This is a genomic window from Lentibacillus halodurans (genome assembly GCF_900112045.1).
GTDB lineage: Bacteria > Bacillota > Bacilli > Bacillales > Amphibacillaceae > Lentibacillus > Lentibacillus halodurans.
The window spans coordinates 93,924-109,474 of the sequence record NZ_FOJW01000002.1 but is presented as its reverse complement, the minus strand read 5'-3'; the positions used below and the strand labels follow the sequence as shown (position 1 = coordinate 109,474).

The 15,551-nt window shown below is 43.3% G+C and carries 15 protein-coding genes; 7 read left to right on the top strand and 8 right to left on the bottom strand.

Translation table 11 applies throughout. The annotated features are described in order from the left end of the window. Window positions 1-45: 45 nt before the first annotated feature. Complete coding sequence (locus tag BM195_RS03210) at window positions 46-411, bottom strand: YisL family protein (RefSeq protein WP_090233537.1); 366 nt, start codon at window positions 409-411, stop codon at window positions 46-48. A 169-nt stretch (window positions 412-580) separates the two neighbouring features. Here BM195_RS03210 and BM195_RS03205 point away from each other — a divergent pair, with 169 nt between their 5' ends. After that, window positions 581-1,777 (top strand): ornithine--oxo-acid transaminase, encoded by a 1,197-nt coding sequence (locus tag BM195_RS03205; protein WP_090233534.1) that lies wholly within the window; start codon window positions 581-583, stop codon window positions 1,775-1,777. 266 nt (window positions 1,778-2,043) lie between these two features. Here BM195_RS03205 and BM195_RS03200 read toward each other — a convergent pair whose 3' ends face one another. Then, on the bottom strand, window positions 2,044-3,216 hold the full coding sequence (locus tag BM195_RS03200) for a DUF418 domain-containing protein (RefSeq protein ID WP_090233530.1): 1,173 nt from the start codon (window positions 3,214-3,216) through the stop codon (window positions 2,044-2,046). A 201-nt stretch (window positions 3,217-3,417) separates the two neighbouring features. Between BM195_RS03200 and BM195_RS03195 the strand changes: the two genes are divergently transcribed. The 6 genes from BM195_RS03195 (at window position 3,418) to BM195_RS03170 (ending at window position 5,389) form a co-directional block, all read left to right on the top strand. Further along, entirely contained in the window at window positions 3,418-3,630 is a 213-nt protein-coding gene (locus tag BM195_RS03195) for a spore germination protein (protein ID WP_090233527.1), read from the top strand. A gap of 16 nt (window positions 3,631-3,646) precedes the next feature. Continuing rightward, entirely contained in the window at window positions 3,647-3,850 is a 204-nt protein-coding gene (locus BM195_RS03190; protein ID WP_090233523.1) for a spore germination protein GerPB, read from the top strand. Window positions 3,851-3,919: 69 nt separating this feature from the next. Continuing rightward, complete coding sequence (gene gerPC, locus BM195_RS03185; protein ID WP_170848132.1) at window positions 3,920-4,486, top strand: spore germination protein GerPC; 567 nt, start codon at window positions 3,920-3,922, stop codon at window positions 4,484-4,486. A 7-nt stretch (window positions 4,487-4,493) separates the two neighbouring features. Then, window positions 4,494-4,640, top strand: a complete 147-nt coding sequence (locus BM195_RS03180; RefSeq protein WP_342028011.1) for a spore gernimation protein GerPD — start codon at window positions 4,494-4,496, stop codon at window positions 4,638-4,640. A gap of 11 nt (window positions 4,641-4,651) precedes the next feature. Continuing rightward, complete coding sequence (locus BM195_RS03175; protein ID WP_090233509.1) at window positions 4,652-5,032, top strand: spore germination protein GerPE; 381 nt, start codon at window positions 4,652-4,654, stop codon at window positions 5,030-5,032. A gap of 138 nt (window positions 5,033-5,170) precedes the next feature. Further along, window positions 5,171-5,389, top strand: coding sequence for a spore germination protein (locus tag BM195_RS03170; RefSeq protein WP_090233505.1), 219 nt, complete (start codon window positions 5,171-5,173; stop codon window positions 5,387-5,389). A 56-nt stretch (window positions 5,390-5,445) separates the two neighbouring features. On the opposite strand, the gene BM195_RS03165 is transcribed toward BM195_RS03170, so the two are convergent. The 6 genes from BM195_RS03165 to BM195_RS03145 all read right to left on the bottom strand — a co-directional run bounded on the left by BM195_RS03165 (window position 5,446) and on the right by BM195_RS03145 (window position 15,534). Beyond that, the gene (locus BM195_RS03165) at window positions 5,446-5,757 is read right to left on the bottom strand and encodes a cupredoxin domain-containing protein (RefSeq protein WP_244535654.1); all 312 of its coding nucleotides are present in this window, start codon (window positions 5,755-5,757) and stop codon (window positions 5,446-5,448) included. 1 nt (window position 5,758) lies between these two features. After that, a complete protein-coding gene (locus BM195_RS18775; RefSeq protein WP_280141231.1) occupies window positions 5,759-5,887 on the bottom strand; it encodes a hypothetical protein in 129 nt (42 codons plus the stop codon). A 385-nt stretch (window positions 5,888-6,272) separates the two neighbouring features. Beyond that, complete coding sequence (gene addA, locus BM195_RS03160) at window positions 6,273-9,992, bottom strand: helicase-exonuclease AddAB subunit AddA (RefSeq protein WP_090233502.1); 3,720 nt, start codon at window positions 9,990-9,992, stop codon at window positions 6,273-6,275. A 162-nt stretch (window positions 9,993-10,154) separates the two neighbouring features. Continuing rightward, window positions 10,155-13,691, bottom strand: a complete 3,537-nt coding sequence (gene addB, locus BM195_RS03155) for a helicase-exonuclease AddAB subunit AddB (protein WP_090233498.1) — start codon at window positions 13,689-13,691, stop codon at window positions 10,155-10,157. Between the two features lie 498 nt (window positions 13,692-14,189). After that, window positions 14,190-14,738, bottom strand: coding sequence for a signal peptidase I (lepB, locus tag BM195_RS03150; protein WP_090233496.1), 549 nt, complete (start codon window positions 14,736-14,738; stop codon window positions 14,190-14,192). A gap of 133 nt (window positions 14,739-14,871) precedes the next feature. Next, a complete protein-coding gene (locus BM195_RS03145; RefSeq protein WP_090233494.1) occupies window positions 14,872-15,534 on the bottom strand; it encodes a TVP38/TMEM64 family protein in 663 nt (220 codons plus the stop codon). Between the last annotated feature and the right edge of the window lie 17 nt (window positions 15,535-15,551).

Below are 15,551 nucleotides of genomic sequence, written 5' to 3'. Positions count from 1 at the left end.
AAAAAGGACTCCCCCACAACAGGAAGTCCCGAAGCCCGCTAAAGCTTATGGCAAAAATCCGAAGCCCAACCGGCCGAAGCCTAAAATCAGCGTCAGAAGAACGGCAATGGCAAGCTGAATCCACCAGCTTTTTGTCGGCTCATTCCTGCCTGATTTTAAGCTGATATTTTCCATTGCAAAAATCACCCAGATGCCTGCCAATCCTTTAATGATTGCTTCCCCCATTTGCGGACCGTTAAAATAGGCCGCAAGCAATTCGCCGCCGGAATATAAAATCAGTAAATAGTCCAGCCGGAGAATCATTTGAACAATTTTAGCAGCTTTTGCATTACCCGATTTATTGAGTACAATCACAACAACGAAAAGAATAAATGCCAGCACCCATGAGGTTACGTGCAAATGTGTATTCATTTTTATTCGTTCCTCCTTGAAACATACTATTTCCTATTGTCATAGTACCTATCTTAACATGTCCCTTCAGGAAAATCATTTGAAAATTTGTTGAACAGTTTTCTCAAGTAAAAAAGAACAAAAACTGTTATACTGATATTGCAGTGGATTTTTAATTCGGAGGGATAATATGGCAAAAACAAGTCAGGAAATTATCGATCAGACACAGGAATATGGTGCGAAAAACTATCATCCGCTTCCTGTTGTAATAGCTAAAGCGGAAGGTGTATGGGTTGAGGATCCGGAGGGCAACCGGTACATGGATATGCTGAGTGCCTATTCCGCCGTTAATCAGGGGCACCGTCACCCAAAAATCATCAATGCACTTAAAAAGCAGGCAGACGCTGTAACCCTTACCTCACGGGCGTTTCACAATGATCAGCTCGGTCCATGGTATGAAAAAGTGTGCAAACTGACCAACAAAGAAATGACACTCCCAATGAATACTGGCGCAGAAGCAGTTGAAACAGCCATAAAGGCAGCCCGCCGCTGGGCATATGATGTCAAAGGCATCCCGGAAGGCAAAGCCGAAATCATCGCTGCTGAGGGCAATTTCCATGGACGTACCATGACAGCCGTGTCCTTGTCATCGGAAACGGAATATCAGCGAGGATTTGGTCCCTTGCTTCCTGGTATCAAAACAATACCATACGGGGATATTGATGCATTAAAAGAAGCCATTAATGAAAACACAGCAGGCTTTTTATTCGAACCAATCCAAGGTGAAGCGGGTATCATCATGCCGCCTGATGGATTTTTGAAAGAGGCATATGACGTTTGCGCTGAAAACAAAGTATTATATATGGCTGATGAAATTCAGGCAGGACTCGGGCGTACCGGTAAAATGTTTGCTTGTGACTGGGAAGATGTCACACCGGATGTCCTGATTTTAGGTAAAGCACTAGGCGGAGGTGTGTTCCCCATTTCCTGTGTTGTTGCCAATAAAGACATTCTCGGTGTTTTCAACCCTGGATCACACGGATCAACTTTTGGGGGCAATCCGCTGGCATCTGCAGTCTCAACGGCTTCGCTTGAAGTGCTGGAGGAAGAAAATTTGGCTGACCGATCGCTGGAACTCGGCAGCTACATGATGGAAGAACTTAAGAAAATCAACAACCCGAGCATTAAAGAGGTGCGCGGCAAAGGATTGTTCATTGGTGTTGAAATGACTGAAGCAGCAAGACCTTATTGTGAAGAATTGAAAGAAAAAGGTCTGCTGTGCAAGGAAACACATGAAAACGTCATCCGCTTTGCCCCACCACTGATTATTGAGAAAGAAGATCTTGACTGGGCCATTGTACGCATTAAAGAGGTATTAAATGGATAATTCAAGTGGAGGCTGCCCCTTGATGGCGCAGTCTCTTTACGTGCTGAATGCAGGGGAAGGCAGCCAGTTTGTTTTGATATGATAGTTACTGTTGATTTTTTGTCTTTTAACGATCGATTCGGTTCTCTTCTGCTGATTCTCCACTCTCTTCTGTTGATTCTCTCGTTCTTCTGTCGATTCTCCACTCTCTTCTGTTGATTCTCTCGTTCTTCCTGCTGATTTCAGAATTCTGCTGTTGATTCCTCACCCTTTCCTGTATAGACCAGCTACCCTTTTTCACGCAATGGCTGTTTTTGCTTATACGTAAGACTGCGCCAGACCCATTCAAGCGGACCAAACCTGTATCGGGCCATCCACCATTTACTGAAGAAAATCTGCAGCGTATACACGACAGCCACAATTCCCATTGCTTCAATCGGCCTGACGGAACCGTACAGTCCGATTCCGATACCGTAAAACAGCAGAAAACATATAACCGACTGGACAATGTAATTGGATAACGACATACGTCCGACATAACTGAAAGGTTTCAGTAATTTTTTGCCCAATCGGTTTTGGGCAAGCACTGTAATTGACAATAAGTAAAACAATGCCGAGGCAGTACCGCCAATATTATCCTGTATGTAGGAAAACCAAACAGGATTTCCGTATATGTATGGTCCCATTTTCAACCCAATAAACATGATCAGGCTTATAATCCAGGCTGTAGCAAGTTTCCGTTTATGTTTAACAGGATCATGCAGCCAGCGTTTCCGGGCAAGATACATCCCAAATAGAAACAATGGCAATAAAGTCGTTGCAAGCAGCAAATAAGAGAATAGGTCATTGGAATACAGCCAGTCATTTAAGTTCTGTCCTAAAATGACCGGTAGATTATCACTCACATAGTTCTCTTTTGCAGCATAAATGCCTGCCGTATTAGAACCGCCGAGGAAAGTTTTTGCCTCGTATAACATGGCAGTATAAAGATAGACGCTGACACCGAGCATACATGTCCCCCATATTAAAATTGTTTTATCGCCGCGGTGTACAAAAGCTATGAAAAACAGCCCGATAATACCATATGATAATAAAATATCGCCATGCCAGATCAAAAATGCATGAACCAATCCAAATCCGATCAATATAACAAGTCTGCGCAATAAAAACGAACTGACATCAATGCTTTTTTCCACCAGACGTTCTTTTAAAATTTGCAAGCCAAAACCAAAAAGAATCGAGAACAATGTGTAGAAACTTGCCTGAAAGAAAACATCAATCAATACTTGTGTGAATTGGTCAATTGCCGAATTCCAGGCATCCTCCTCCCCCCCATATAAAAAATACGGCGCCGAGAATGCTCCGATATTCACCACAAATATGCCTAAGATGGCAAATCCTCTGGCTGCATCAATCCACATCATACGTTCGTATTTTTGCAAAGGTACTGCAGTATTCATTTTTCCACCGGCCTTTCTAAACAATTAAAAAAATATGCTTTAAGTTAATTTCCGAATCCGGTTCCTTGCATTTTTCATTCTGAAATGTAAGGATGCAGCATGCTATTATCTGCCATGATACTAAATAGATACGTTATACTCACCTTTCCTGTTTCACAATTTGGTTTTGATACATAAATTATAGAGAAGGAGGACGTTACGATGCCAGCAAAAGTAGGTGCCGTAAAAGTGAATACAATCGATAACGCAAGCGTCTTCAATATTGGGGATGTTTATTCGATGTGCCCGGAAAGTACTGCAAAAACCTATGCTGGCGGCGGGTCTTTCATCACCGGGGACAGAGCTTATATTAGACTCGGGCAGTCCATGACATATGTATCGGACCAAGACAAAACAGATCAAAATATAACTTAGTAACGGAGTGTTTCGTATGAACTTTGTCATTCATCAATCGATATCCATTCATTTAATCAAAGTAGGAGCCATATCAAACTCATCTGTTTTACAAATAGGCAGTACCGGAAGCATCCAAGCTCAATCGGATATTCATAATACAGGTGGTTTCACGGAACCTGCTGAACCCGCTGAGCCTGTGGGTCAACATGCGATCATCCGGCTGCAGCAGCCCGGTTAAAATCACAATTGAAATTGATACGCATATGTTATGGATAGGTCTTTGCCTAAACAAGGAGGGCACACTTATATGAACAGCTGGAATCAATATGTCTATAACCTCTATCAGCGTATCGATGAACAGGATCGAACTATCCGGTCACTGGAAACAAGAATACAGCAGCTTGAAAACAATCAGCAAAACCAGCAGACGCCGGAAAGAATTGAATATCACTTTGACCAGCTGAAAATCGAAAACCTCAATGGGACACTGCATATCGGCGCAGCACCGGATGATTTAAACAACATAGAAGACTTTTCGGTGCCGGAAGCCGGTAATTCGACCATCAAGCAACAATTGCTGCCGGATTTAAACACGTATTTAAATGAACATGGGAAGCAGCTCATTCGGGATCTTGCAGCCCAGCATCATGTTGCGATGGATCATATCGATCCGAATATATTGATAGAAGATATGGCAAAACAGCTTCCCGAACGAATTGCACATTACGAAGCAGAGGCCAGACAAAACAAACAAGAACTTAATGAAGAACAGTTAACGTTTCATATAGGTGAGCAAATCAAACGTGAAATTTATCACTCATTAAACAAATACATGGAAGGGACTGATCAGCACAATGAATATGGAGGTTCATAATTTGGGGATGCATGTTGGCCATGTAGAGGTCGATACGGTTACGGCATCATCTGTATTTTTAATCGGTGATAATGATGCATTTGTCCTGTCATCCTTTTTTGATACACCACCTGAAGCAACTGCTTTAGGATCGATTGTACCACTAACAGGATGAGGTGACTTGCTATGCCAAAACGAACTGCTGCTGTTGATAAAATCAATCTTAATGGATTAACGTACAGTGGAATTTTCAATATAGGTGACACGAAATATGCCAGACCACACGCAAAAGGGATCGCTGTACAAAAAGAAGGTGCTACTTTTCATGAAGATGATGGCATTTATTTTAAGAATTATTCACTATTTAAACGGGAAGCAAACTGGCCGACAACCATAGAAGAAGTACAAAAAAATACACTTCATCACGATGAAACAATTCGAGTGGACAATGTGAAGATCATCGGTGTCAGCCAAACGGCCATTTTCCAGATTGGCAGCATTGACCAGGTATACAGCGAAGCCAGAATCAAGCATATCCGCATATATTTAAAACCGGATCCAGATTAGAAACACAGTATTCGCCGCGTATTATAGCGAATAGTGAAATTTTTCTTATAAGGTCAATAATCATTTATACTTTTTGACGTTACAAAAACATGTCAGATTCATAAACTATCATAACCATAATCCGAAGAAGGTGTTTTCATGCCATCAATTGTAGGACCGATTAAAATAAATAGTGTGGATGGAGGCGTCATCAATTTTGGTGACTCATTTTATCTTTCACCTAAAAGCACATCAAAAACAAGCTCCGGTTCAGGTTCCTTTAATACCGGGGACTTTCTCAATACCAATAATGGGGTAAGCTCAACAAACCCGATTGATCCTGACATTAATGACCAGAACGTTTCAGCAAATGCTTAAAAAGCTGCTCACAATTGTATGAGCAGCTCTTTTCTGTTAGGCCCGGAATCAAGTTTTTATGGCGCTGAAATTTCGTCCGAAATAAAATCTCCCTCTACTAAATATTCGCCAGGTTCACTAAATGTTTGGGTTATTGTTTGAATATAGCCGGGCATGACCATTGCGTTGACACTCGTACCGGCAATTTGAAACCAATGCGTGACATCCTTTGAGGTCATGATAGGCGTCACTTCAGATCCTGCCAGAATTTCCATTTCACTTGGTGTGAACATGAACCCTTCAAGCGTCATGATCACTTCGTATTTATTTTCACCTGTTTCATAGAAACCAGGTTCGTCAAATGGTTCAATATCATTGACCTTCTGCAAATCAATGGTCTCTGTATTGGCTTGGCGATCCCATCCCTAATGCGAACATCTGATAACCTGTCAATAACATAAAACCATGAATCATAACACTGCTTAATGTCAGCCAAATTTTTTCGTGACGGTGCATCATCCGCTGCCTCCTTTTTCAAATATCAACCCGAAACATATATAACCAAAAGATTGCAGCATACAATAGAAAAATAAAGCCATCCACGAAAATCATCGATGAAGCAAATGTTCCTTTTAGTGAATGCCTCTGCTTCCCGTTTTTGTCCGTTTTCTCTTTTGGTTAACGTTATCCATCTACGTAAACCACCTCCCTTTGGATTTCTTACCTTTATTTATCATCGGGGTTCATCAAAGTGAACTGTATCACAGCAGCGTGTGATTTATATGACATTTTGAAACCAGAAAAGATTTTTCATCGCAAAATAAAAGCCAAACCCTTGACATACCAGGGTTTGGCCAGTAGGAAAATACGTTTAATCTGTAACAATTTTACCATATTTCCTTCATCAAATTTCCAATTCCAGCTGTCTGGAAAAGAAATAAAGATAAGCTGATTTCACCGGTTCTTTCCAGATACGTTCCAATGCCTGTTTGTAAAGGCGTATTTGGACTTCATAACGTTTCAGCAGATTGTCTTTTACACGATCAGTCACTTCACCTGAAATGGAATCTGTTTTGTAATCCAAAATAATCCAGCCATCTTCCATTGGAATGGCACAATCAATGACACCTTGAATTAATACCTGTTCATCTGTTTCACTCGTCCACTCTGCATAAGCCTCTTTTGCCGGCAATGTCAGACTGAACGGCACCTCACGATAAACAGTCGGCGCATTCATGACCAGTCGGCCGATAGCTGTTTTGTAAAACTGTTCAATCGCAAGCAAATCAATGACCTCTGCCTCCTGTTTTGTGAGGATTTCACGTTCAACCAGTGATTCCACAAATTCGGCAATCGCTTCAGACTGCATTGCCTTTGTTAATGGTATGTGCTGCATCACCGTGTGCATGGCGGTACCACGCTCTGCAGCTGTAATCGTCTGTTGTTGCTGCATAAAGGCAGGTCGTTTGACAATCGGCGGCTGAAACTTCTGAACAAGCTGATCACCGCTGTATTCATCCTTGATCTCGCGCTGCCGTTTGATTTCCGTAACAGTTTGTTTCGCACGGGAATGGGCTGCCTGTTGAAATGGATAAACATAAGATAACCGATTATCAACCGCCTGCTGGTATGCATTGTCATCGATATCGAGCATTTCCCAGTTTACGATGTTCTCTTTCAAATCACCGTCTTCCTGAGTGGACGTCTCATCCAAATTCGTATAAGAGCTTCCATGTACAACGGATACTTTCCAGTCGGACGGATCAATACGGATGGCTTCAAGCACTTGATCGGAAACGTCCATGGTGCGCAATGCATCATTCGTCTGATGGCGGATTAATGCAGGTCCAATCCAATCCAGGTATGTCTTTGATTTCACTCGGTAATGTGCCGGCAATATCCAATCGGAATGATCGATTATCTGTTCCCATTTTTCCTGCTTTTTGACAAAGGATGCCACATTCCCGACCATCAGAAGTTTCTCTTTCGCCCGTGTTAATGCCACATATAAAACACGCATTTCTTCTGCGAGCGCCTCTCGCAATTTTTCTTGTTTTAAAGCGTGGTAATACAATGTTGGATATGTTATTCGTTTGACCGGGTCAATATATTTACTGGCAAAGCCGAGATCCTTATGCAGTAAATAACGCTGATTCAATTCCTGCATATTAAACTGTTTATCCATCGCACCAAGAATGACAACCGGAAATTCCAGTCCCTTGCTTTTATGAATCGTCATAATTCGGACGACATCTTCCTGTTCGCTCAATGCCCGGGCGGCACCCAGGTCATCTCCGCGTTCTTCCATTCGCTCAATAAACCGTAGAAACCGGAATAATCCGCGAAATGATGTTGTTTCATAGCCCCGTGCCCGATCGTAAAGTGCCCTCAGGTTAGCTTGCCGCTGCCGCCCTCCAGGCATTCCGCCGACAAAATCATAGTAACCGGTTTCCCTGTAAATCTGCCAGATAAGCTCTGATAAAGCGCCCTGACGTGATACACGGCGATAACGTTTCAGTTTTTCCAGGAAATGAGCCGCTTTAATCGCTGTATCATCTGTGTTTTGCTGATGGAATGCCTTTAATGCGTCGTAATATGATCCTCGTCTATCGGCTAATCGAACCTGGCTGAGTTCTTCTTCATTCAATCCGACGATCGGTGATTTCAAAACAGAAGCTAGTGGAATATCCTGTCTTGGATTGTCAATCACTTTGAGCAGGTTCAGCATGATTTTGACCTCTATTGCATCGAAATAACCAGTTGAAAGCTCGGCATAAACAGGAATCCCCTGTTTTTTCAACTCGTCCATAATAGTCGGTGCCCATGTCATCGAACGCAATAAAATAACCACATCACGGTACTGCATATCCCGTTGTGTATCGGTTGTTTTATCATAAACCTTTAGCGTATCAGCTTCCCTCTGGCCGATCCATCCTTTGATCTTTTCGGCATATGCCCGTGCTTCAAGCTGCGCCTTTTCCAGATCCTGATAGTCCTCCTCTTCCGATGACAAATCCTCTTTTTCGTCAGGTGATTCACGGTCGATAATGACAAGTTCAGGCTCCGGTTCGGTATACGGCAAATGATCGTACATATTATTGGCATAAATCAATTCAGCATCTGCGTCATAATTGATTTCACCTAAATCCTCATCCAAAATCTGGCGAAAAATGTAATTAGTGCCTGTGAGGACTTGTTCCCGGCTTCTGAAATTACTTGCCAGATCTATCCGTTTGGCGGACAGTGCTTCACGCTTAAATCGGTTATATTTGTCAATAAACAGTGATGGCTCGGCATGGCGGAAGCGGTAAATGCTTTGTTTTACATCACCGACCATAAACATGTTACCGGCACCTTCCTGGTCACTTATCAGCGACAAAATGGTCTCCTGGACAAGATTGGTATCCTGATACTCATCCACAAGCAACTCGGTAAATTGCTCCCGCAGATTGACCGCCACATTGGATGGTTTCACCACTTTTTCATCTGATGTTTCTTCCATTAACAGCTGCAGGCAATAATGTTCAAGGTCGGAAAAATCAACGATCGCCCGTTCCCGCTTTTCTTCGGTAAAACGCAATTTGAACTGCTTCACCAATTCCGTCAGCTGCCTGATAACTGGAGCTAATTCCTGCATATCTGCAATATGACTTGCCAGATTACGGCTGAACCACCCTTCTTTCATTTCGTTCCAGCGTTTTTTATAACTGTCACGCAGATTTTTCACTTTTTCTTTTTTCGCTTCGTTACACTCGACTTTTTTTCCGGATAATCTGGTAAATGAACTGGACACCATAAACGTCTGCAAATGATTCCATGAACCAAGATGTACTTGCGCTTCCTGCAAATTGGCAAGATCGGATTCAATTGCATCGGCGTATTGATATGGCCCATCACTTTCCCGTGTCAAATTCATCGCCCGATTCATTTCCTGCTCGATGGCGTCAAGCTCATTTTTTAATTCTTTTTTGATGATCGACAGCCACTCCAAATCATCTTCCTGCCAGTTGTCCGGAATGTCATAAACGTCCGCTAGCTCATCAAGCCATGTGTCCGGCCAGGGGTTTTGCATGGCAAATGTGTATAAATCAAGAACAAGACTTTCTACATCTGTATCACTGCGGTCACTGGAAAAACGATCAACCACCGCAAAGAAGTTCTGCTGATCGGTTCCTTGTGATCCATACCATTCTTCAAACAGGTCGTCGATCACTTCCTGTTTGATCAAATCGGCTTCCATATCATCTGCTATCCGGAAAGCAGGATCAATATCAAGCAAATATGCATATTGCCTGACAATTTCAAGACAGAATGAATGCAAAGTCGAGATGGATGCGCGCTGCAGCAGTGATAATTGTTTTTTCAAATGGCTTGAAGCGGGATCTTCGGCCAGTTTCTCCTCCAGCGCCTCCCCGATCCGGTTGCGCATTTCCTGTGCTGCTGCATTCGTAAATGTCACAACGAGCAATGAATCAATATCAACAGGATTTTCGTTCCGGACCAGTTTTTGGACAATACGCTCCACAAGGACAGCTGTTTTTCCCGATCCAGCTGCAGCGGAAACAAGCACATCACGACCATCCAGGAAAATCGCTTCTTCCTGTTCTTTTGTCCAGTTGACCATTATGATCCCTCCCTGTAAAGTGAAACTTCATCCAGCGGGCGCTTTTCCCCACAGATGAAAAGGAACAAAGGCTAAGAACGCAACGACCTGTTGCAACGCCTTTGTGACCTGCTTCGTGCAGGCCCGAACAGAATCGGACCTTAACGGACAGCTGATTCCCACTTAGCTTCCTTGATTTCTTTGAAATCTTGAAGTGGGGATCTTGCTGCCCGTTAAGGCGGGGTAACGGAGCTTTTCCAGAATTTCTTCATCCTTCATATCGGTCAGCTTGCGGTAGTTGTTTTCCTCTAGAATTGGATCAAACTGACAAACGGATCTGAATGGACAATAGGTGCACGCTGTTTGCTGCTTATGCTGATATGGATTCAGATGCACGCCGCCGGATGTCATATCAATGCCCGCTTGCATCATCAAATGGTGAATGTGCTGCTGCAGACTCCCGAATGTTTCATTGTCGGCAATCCTGGAGCCACTGTAGAACCCGCCGTTCTTTTTCACGCCGGCAGGGATGATTTGGCTCCTGCCCGATTCAAGTGATGTATCCATCAGTTTGACGATCTCTTCATCCGACAGCAATAGTCCCTGCATCTTATATTTCTTGAACAACTCTTTTTCAATTTCAGCATCAGACATTTTCATTTTGCCAGAAATCATCGGGTTGTGTACGTGGAAGTAGAGCACGCCGGCCGGTTCTGCTTTCACCCCGAGCCATTGTTCAGACTGGGACAGCACAACATCCAAATATGTCAGCATCTGAAGTGCCAGCCCGTAATACACTTCCAAAAGATCCAGTCCTTTTTCACTCGATTTATAATCAATGATCCGTAAAAATAATCCGTTTGCACCTTCCGCTTTATCAACACGGTCAATCCGTCCACGCAGCATTAATTCAAACCCGTTCGGCAGCTGAAGTGTAACCGGATGAAGTGTCTGTTTATCACCAAACCCAAGCTCCAGCCCGACAGGTGAAAATTCACTCTTTCGTGCCTGTTCACTTAAAATATACGTTGCTCTCGTAATAACGTCCTGAAGCTTTTGCTGAATATATTTGTAGCGATTGGAGCTGTGCAAAATCTGATGCTGCAGAACAGGTGCAAGATTTTCAACGGCCTGTTTGGCATACCCTGCACTCTCATGTTCGGTTAATTGAGAAAAATCCTTGCCTTCAGCCTGAATCCATTCAGTAATTTTTTTCAGTGCTTCATGGAAAAGCTGTCCAATATCAGGTGCATCAAGCTTATACGTTTTTCGTTCCTGCAGCCTGAGACTGTACTGGGCAAAATGCTGATAGGAACAGCGGTAATAGGATTCCAGCCTTGATACACTCGCCTTTACCTGTTTCGGGTAAAGCTGTTCGATCGTTTGTTTTGTCAGGTTAACCGGGCGGTTCTGATAATACAGGCTTTGCAAAATAATATAAGTCGTATGGTATTTTGGATGATTGCGGATATACCAGTTCAGGACATGCCACCATACCGTTTTTATCGGATATCCTTTGCGGCTGCGGGCCAACTGGGCCGTTAACGCCGCTCTTGTTTTTATTGGTGTGGTGATAAACCGTTCGGCATCAACCAGCTCATCAGGATCCTGCAGCAATAGATGGTCACAGCATTCAGGGAATAGGTCTTCTACCCGCTTAATCAGCTGTGATGGCATTTTTGCTTTTCCTTCTTCATCGCTGAGCGGATAACTGATCCATAAATAGTCATTCGCTGAGGTAAAAGCGAGATACATATAAAACCAGTCATCCAACAGCTGCCGCTTGCTGCTTTCCGACAGCTGCAGGCCATGTTCTGCCAAAATGTCCCGCTCCTGCTCATTGATCATCCCATCTTCTGACGGCTTTATCGGCCATGTGCCATCATTGACACCAAGCAGAAACGAACATTTCATACCGCTGATTCGGGAACGGTCAATCGTACCGACAATCACATGGTCAATACTTGGCGGTACGTGAGCAAATGTGAGTGATTCGAAGCCGGCCTCGATAGCAGCCCGGAACGTTTCCATCGTCATCGTCTCATCCCCGGCCATTTCCACCATTTCATCCAGCAGCTGAATGACGGCGTTCCATACCTGTTCCTGCTCACGTGCTTTTTCAAGTTGTCCTTCTGCATCATATGTTTCCCGCATTATTTCGAGTCTCGCAGGTACATCGAGTTTTTCCAGCAGTATATAAATGATTTCACACCGTTCCCGTACTGTTTCAGCCTGTCTGATATTCTCGTCAAATGCCTGCAGTGCCCTGGCAACTTGTTTCCGGTATGCGTTTATCCTTTGTTGTGTTTCTTTTTCTGCATCTGTTTGTGCCGATTGGTCAAAGCCGCGGAAACGCTGAAAAACCCATTCGTCATCACCAAGCCATTGCGCACGTGACCGGATACCATACTCCAGCACATAATTTTCCAGCTCATCAATCGCATCATCATCAAGCGGGTACTTCGCTTCAGTAGACGGGATGAACCCGGTTTTCAGCACTCGAAAAACAGCATCATAACGCCAATTCCCCTCAACGATATCCATTACAGAACGGATCAATTCAATCAGCGAATGATTCAACATGCTGCGTTTCTCATCAATAAATACAGGAATATCATGGTCAGCGAAAATCGTATCAATCAAATCATGATAGACATCAGTCTGGCGAATAAACACCGCTATATCCTGAAAACGGTAATGTTCCTCTCTTACAAGACGGAGAATTTCCTGGGCAACCCCTTCTACTTCTGCACGCGGATGAACTGCCTCAGCAATTTGGATGGGCACTTCTCCGTCATACACAGGTGCAGGCCTTACATCAAAATGCTGCTCCAAATGGGCAAAATACGGACGATCACGTAATCTGCCGTCTTTCGGGTCTAATAGAATTGGCCCGTTTATTGGGATCCTATTCTCCTTAGCAATTGTTTGCAGTGCATCATAGGTTTCTTTTGTCTGATAAAATAAGTCCAGTTCGGAAAGCGTATCTTTTTCCGGGATATCTGTTGTCAAAGCAACCGTTACGGAATGGCATTTTTTCATCAATGCTTCCACAACGAGCAACTCCTTCGGTGAAAACCGGTGAAATCCGTCCAGATAAATGTCAGCATTCTCAAGCAAAGGTGCATCCTTTATTTTATCAGCAAGCATTTGCAGCTGGTCTTCACTATCAATATACTTGCCCTGAAGAGCGTGAATTAAATTTTCATAGATATAGACCAAATCATTCAACTTTCCCGTTAACGCTGCCTCACCGGGTTCCTTATGGACAAATTGCTGCATCTGTTGCATTTGCATATACAACATTTCAGGTGTAATCCGGTATCGCTTGAACTCGGTTATCATATTCTCGAGCTGTTCCAGGAATCCTTGTTTTTCCAAAGCCTTTTGAAAAACCTGCCATTCACTTTCTTTCTCCGCGATAATTTTACGGAGCATCATCTGGGTTCCAACTGAACTGATAAATTGCCTTGTCCCGCCGCCGGTTTCCTGAAGCACTCGCCATGCCAGCCTAGAAAAGCTGACAACCTGAGCACGGATGCTTCCTTTAATTGTTTCGTTCTGAAATAATGCATATTCCTGCTGAAAAGTCATTTGCTCCGGCACAATATAAAAGATGGGCGACCCTTGTGGATTTTCGGCCAATTTTTTCCGTATGTCACTTAAAATCCGTTCACTTTTACCGGTTCCTGCTCTGCCTAATAAAAATCGGATTCCCATAAACTTCTCCCCCTGCAATCAGAAAAACCGGCATCTGTCTGAGCTTGCAGCAAACGCCGACAGTTTTATAAGGTTAACCACAATTTCGGATGTTTTTCTAAAGGTTGTTTTGAATGAAACTGAAATATTCTAGGTGTTCTGAGCAGTCCGAATACACGTAGACTCCTTGAAAAAGGAAAGCACTTTTCTTCGTGCGATGTAATGCTGGAAGCCTTCCTTTTCCTGCGGGAACAGTGACCAAAGTGAGACTCCCACAGCGAGGTACGAGCGAGAAGGCTCACGAGTCACCCGCGAAAAGCGACAAGCGGAACATCTATCGAGTAAGCTCCGAGTTGCGAGGAGCATATGCTTCTCCGAAATAACTTTCAACATGACGAGCATGTGTATTCGGGCTGCGGATTAAGTATCAACAATCTATGTTAAAAGAGCCAACAATAAAACCTATTTCTCATTTTATCAGAGAAACAGGTTTTGTGACACTTTCCAAACATATGATCTTTATCCGAAACTTAATGTCATTTCCGAAAATGGCCAGTATTTGATATCGACTTTCCCGACAAGCTCTCCCACTTCAATGAAGCCGATCTTGCGGCTGTCGAGACTATCCCTGCGATTATCACCCATCACGAACAGTTTTCCTTCAGGCACTTTGGCCAAGCCTGTGACACCTTCCAGCGTGAAATCCTCTGTGTATGGTTTGCTGTCAGCCACTTTCTGAAACGGATCTAAAAATTTCTCCTGTACATGTTCTCCATTAATATACAGTTTATCATCTTCGTAAGTAATTTCATCACCAGGCAGTCCAATCACACGTTTCACATAATCATTTTGTTCATTTGCATGAAACACAATAATATCGAAGCGGTCAACGTCTGTCAGATTGTAGACAACTTTATTGACCATTAGCAGATTGCCATCATACAGCGTTGGTTCCATTGACTCTCCGTTTACGACATAACTGGCAAATAACCAGGATCGGAACATAATCGCCAGGACTGCTGCTGCCAGCATGACTGGGATTATACTACGAAAATAGCTTTTTCTCATTCCAGCTTTCCTCCAGGATATTGGAACTTAGCTGACTTTTCCGCTTTTGCTAAGATCAGAAAGTATAATATGGTATCTGATCTCCGGAAAAATGATGCTGAGCCTCGTTTTTCTACTAGCATACCCTGATCATTTATTTTTTAACCTGGTCTCTTTCGGAAATCTCTTTTATCATGGTTTTCCGCTGCAGACGCCGTTCAATATATTTTCCGAACACCCAAAATAATACAATGCAGATTCCGACAACAATGGTTCCGACAGGATTTTTAGCAAACTCAAAAATACTTGAACCTACAAAGGCGATGGAAAAAATCATGACCGACTTACCCATGAGTACTGCCAGAATAAATTGCTGCGTACTTATTTTCGAAAGCCCTGATACGACGTTGATTACCGATGATGGGGAGAATGGGAAACACATTAATAGAAAGAGCGGACCAAAGCCATGCCGTTCCACCCATCCAGTGACCCGGCGCACTTGCTTGTTCCGTTGTATCACCTTGAATATACGCTTGTCCCCCAGTTTCCGGATGACCAAAAATACAAGTATCGCACCGACACATGCGCCAATCCAGGATAATATAAACCCTTCCCATAAACCATACGCTGCGGCATTGGCAAACACAAACACGACTAACGGCAAAAATGGAAGAAACGCCTCGATAAACGGCAATAAAATGCCTGGCAATGGGCCAAGGCTTTCATATTCATTCAGTAATTCCAGGATAAACTCATCCATTTTTTCCTGTTCAAGCCAAATTCGCCAATCCATAATGCTGATGTTAAGCAAATACATGTGTTCATTGTCCCCTA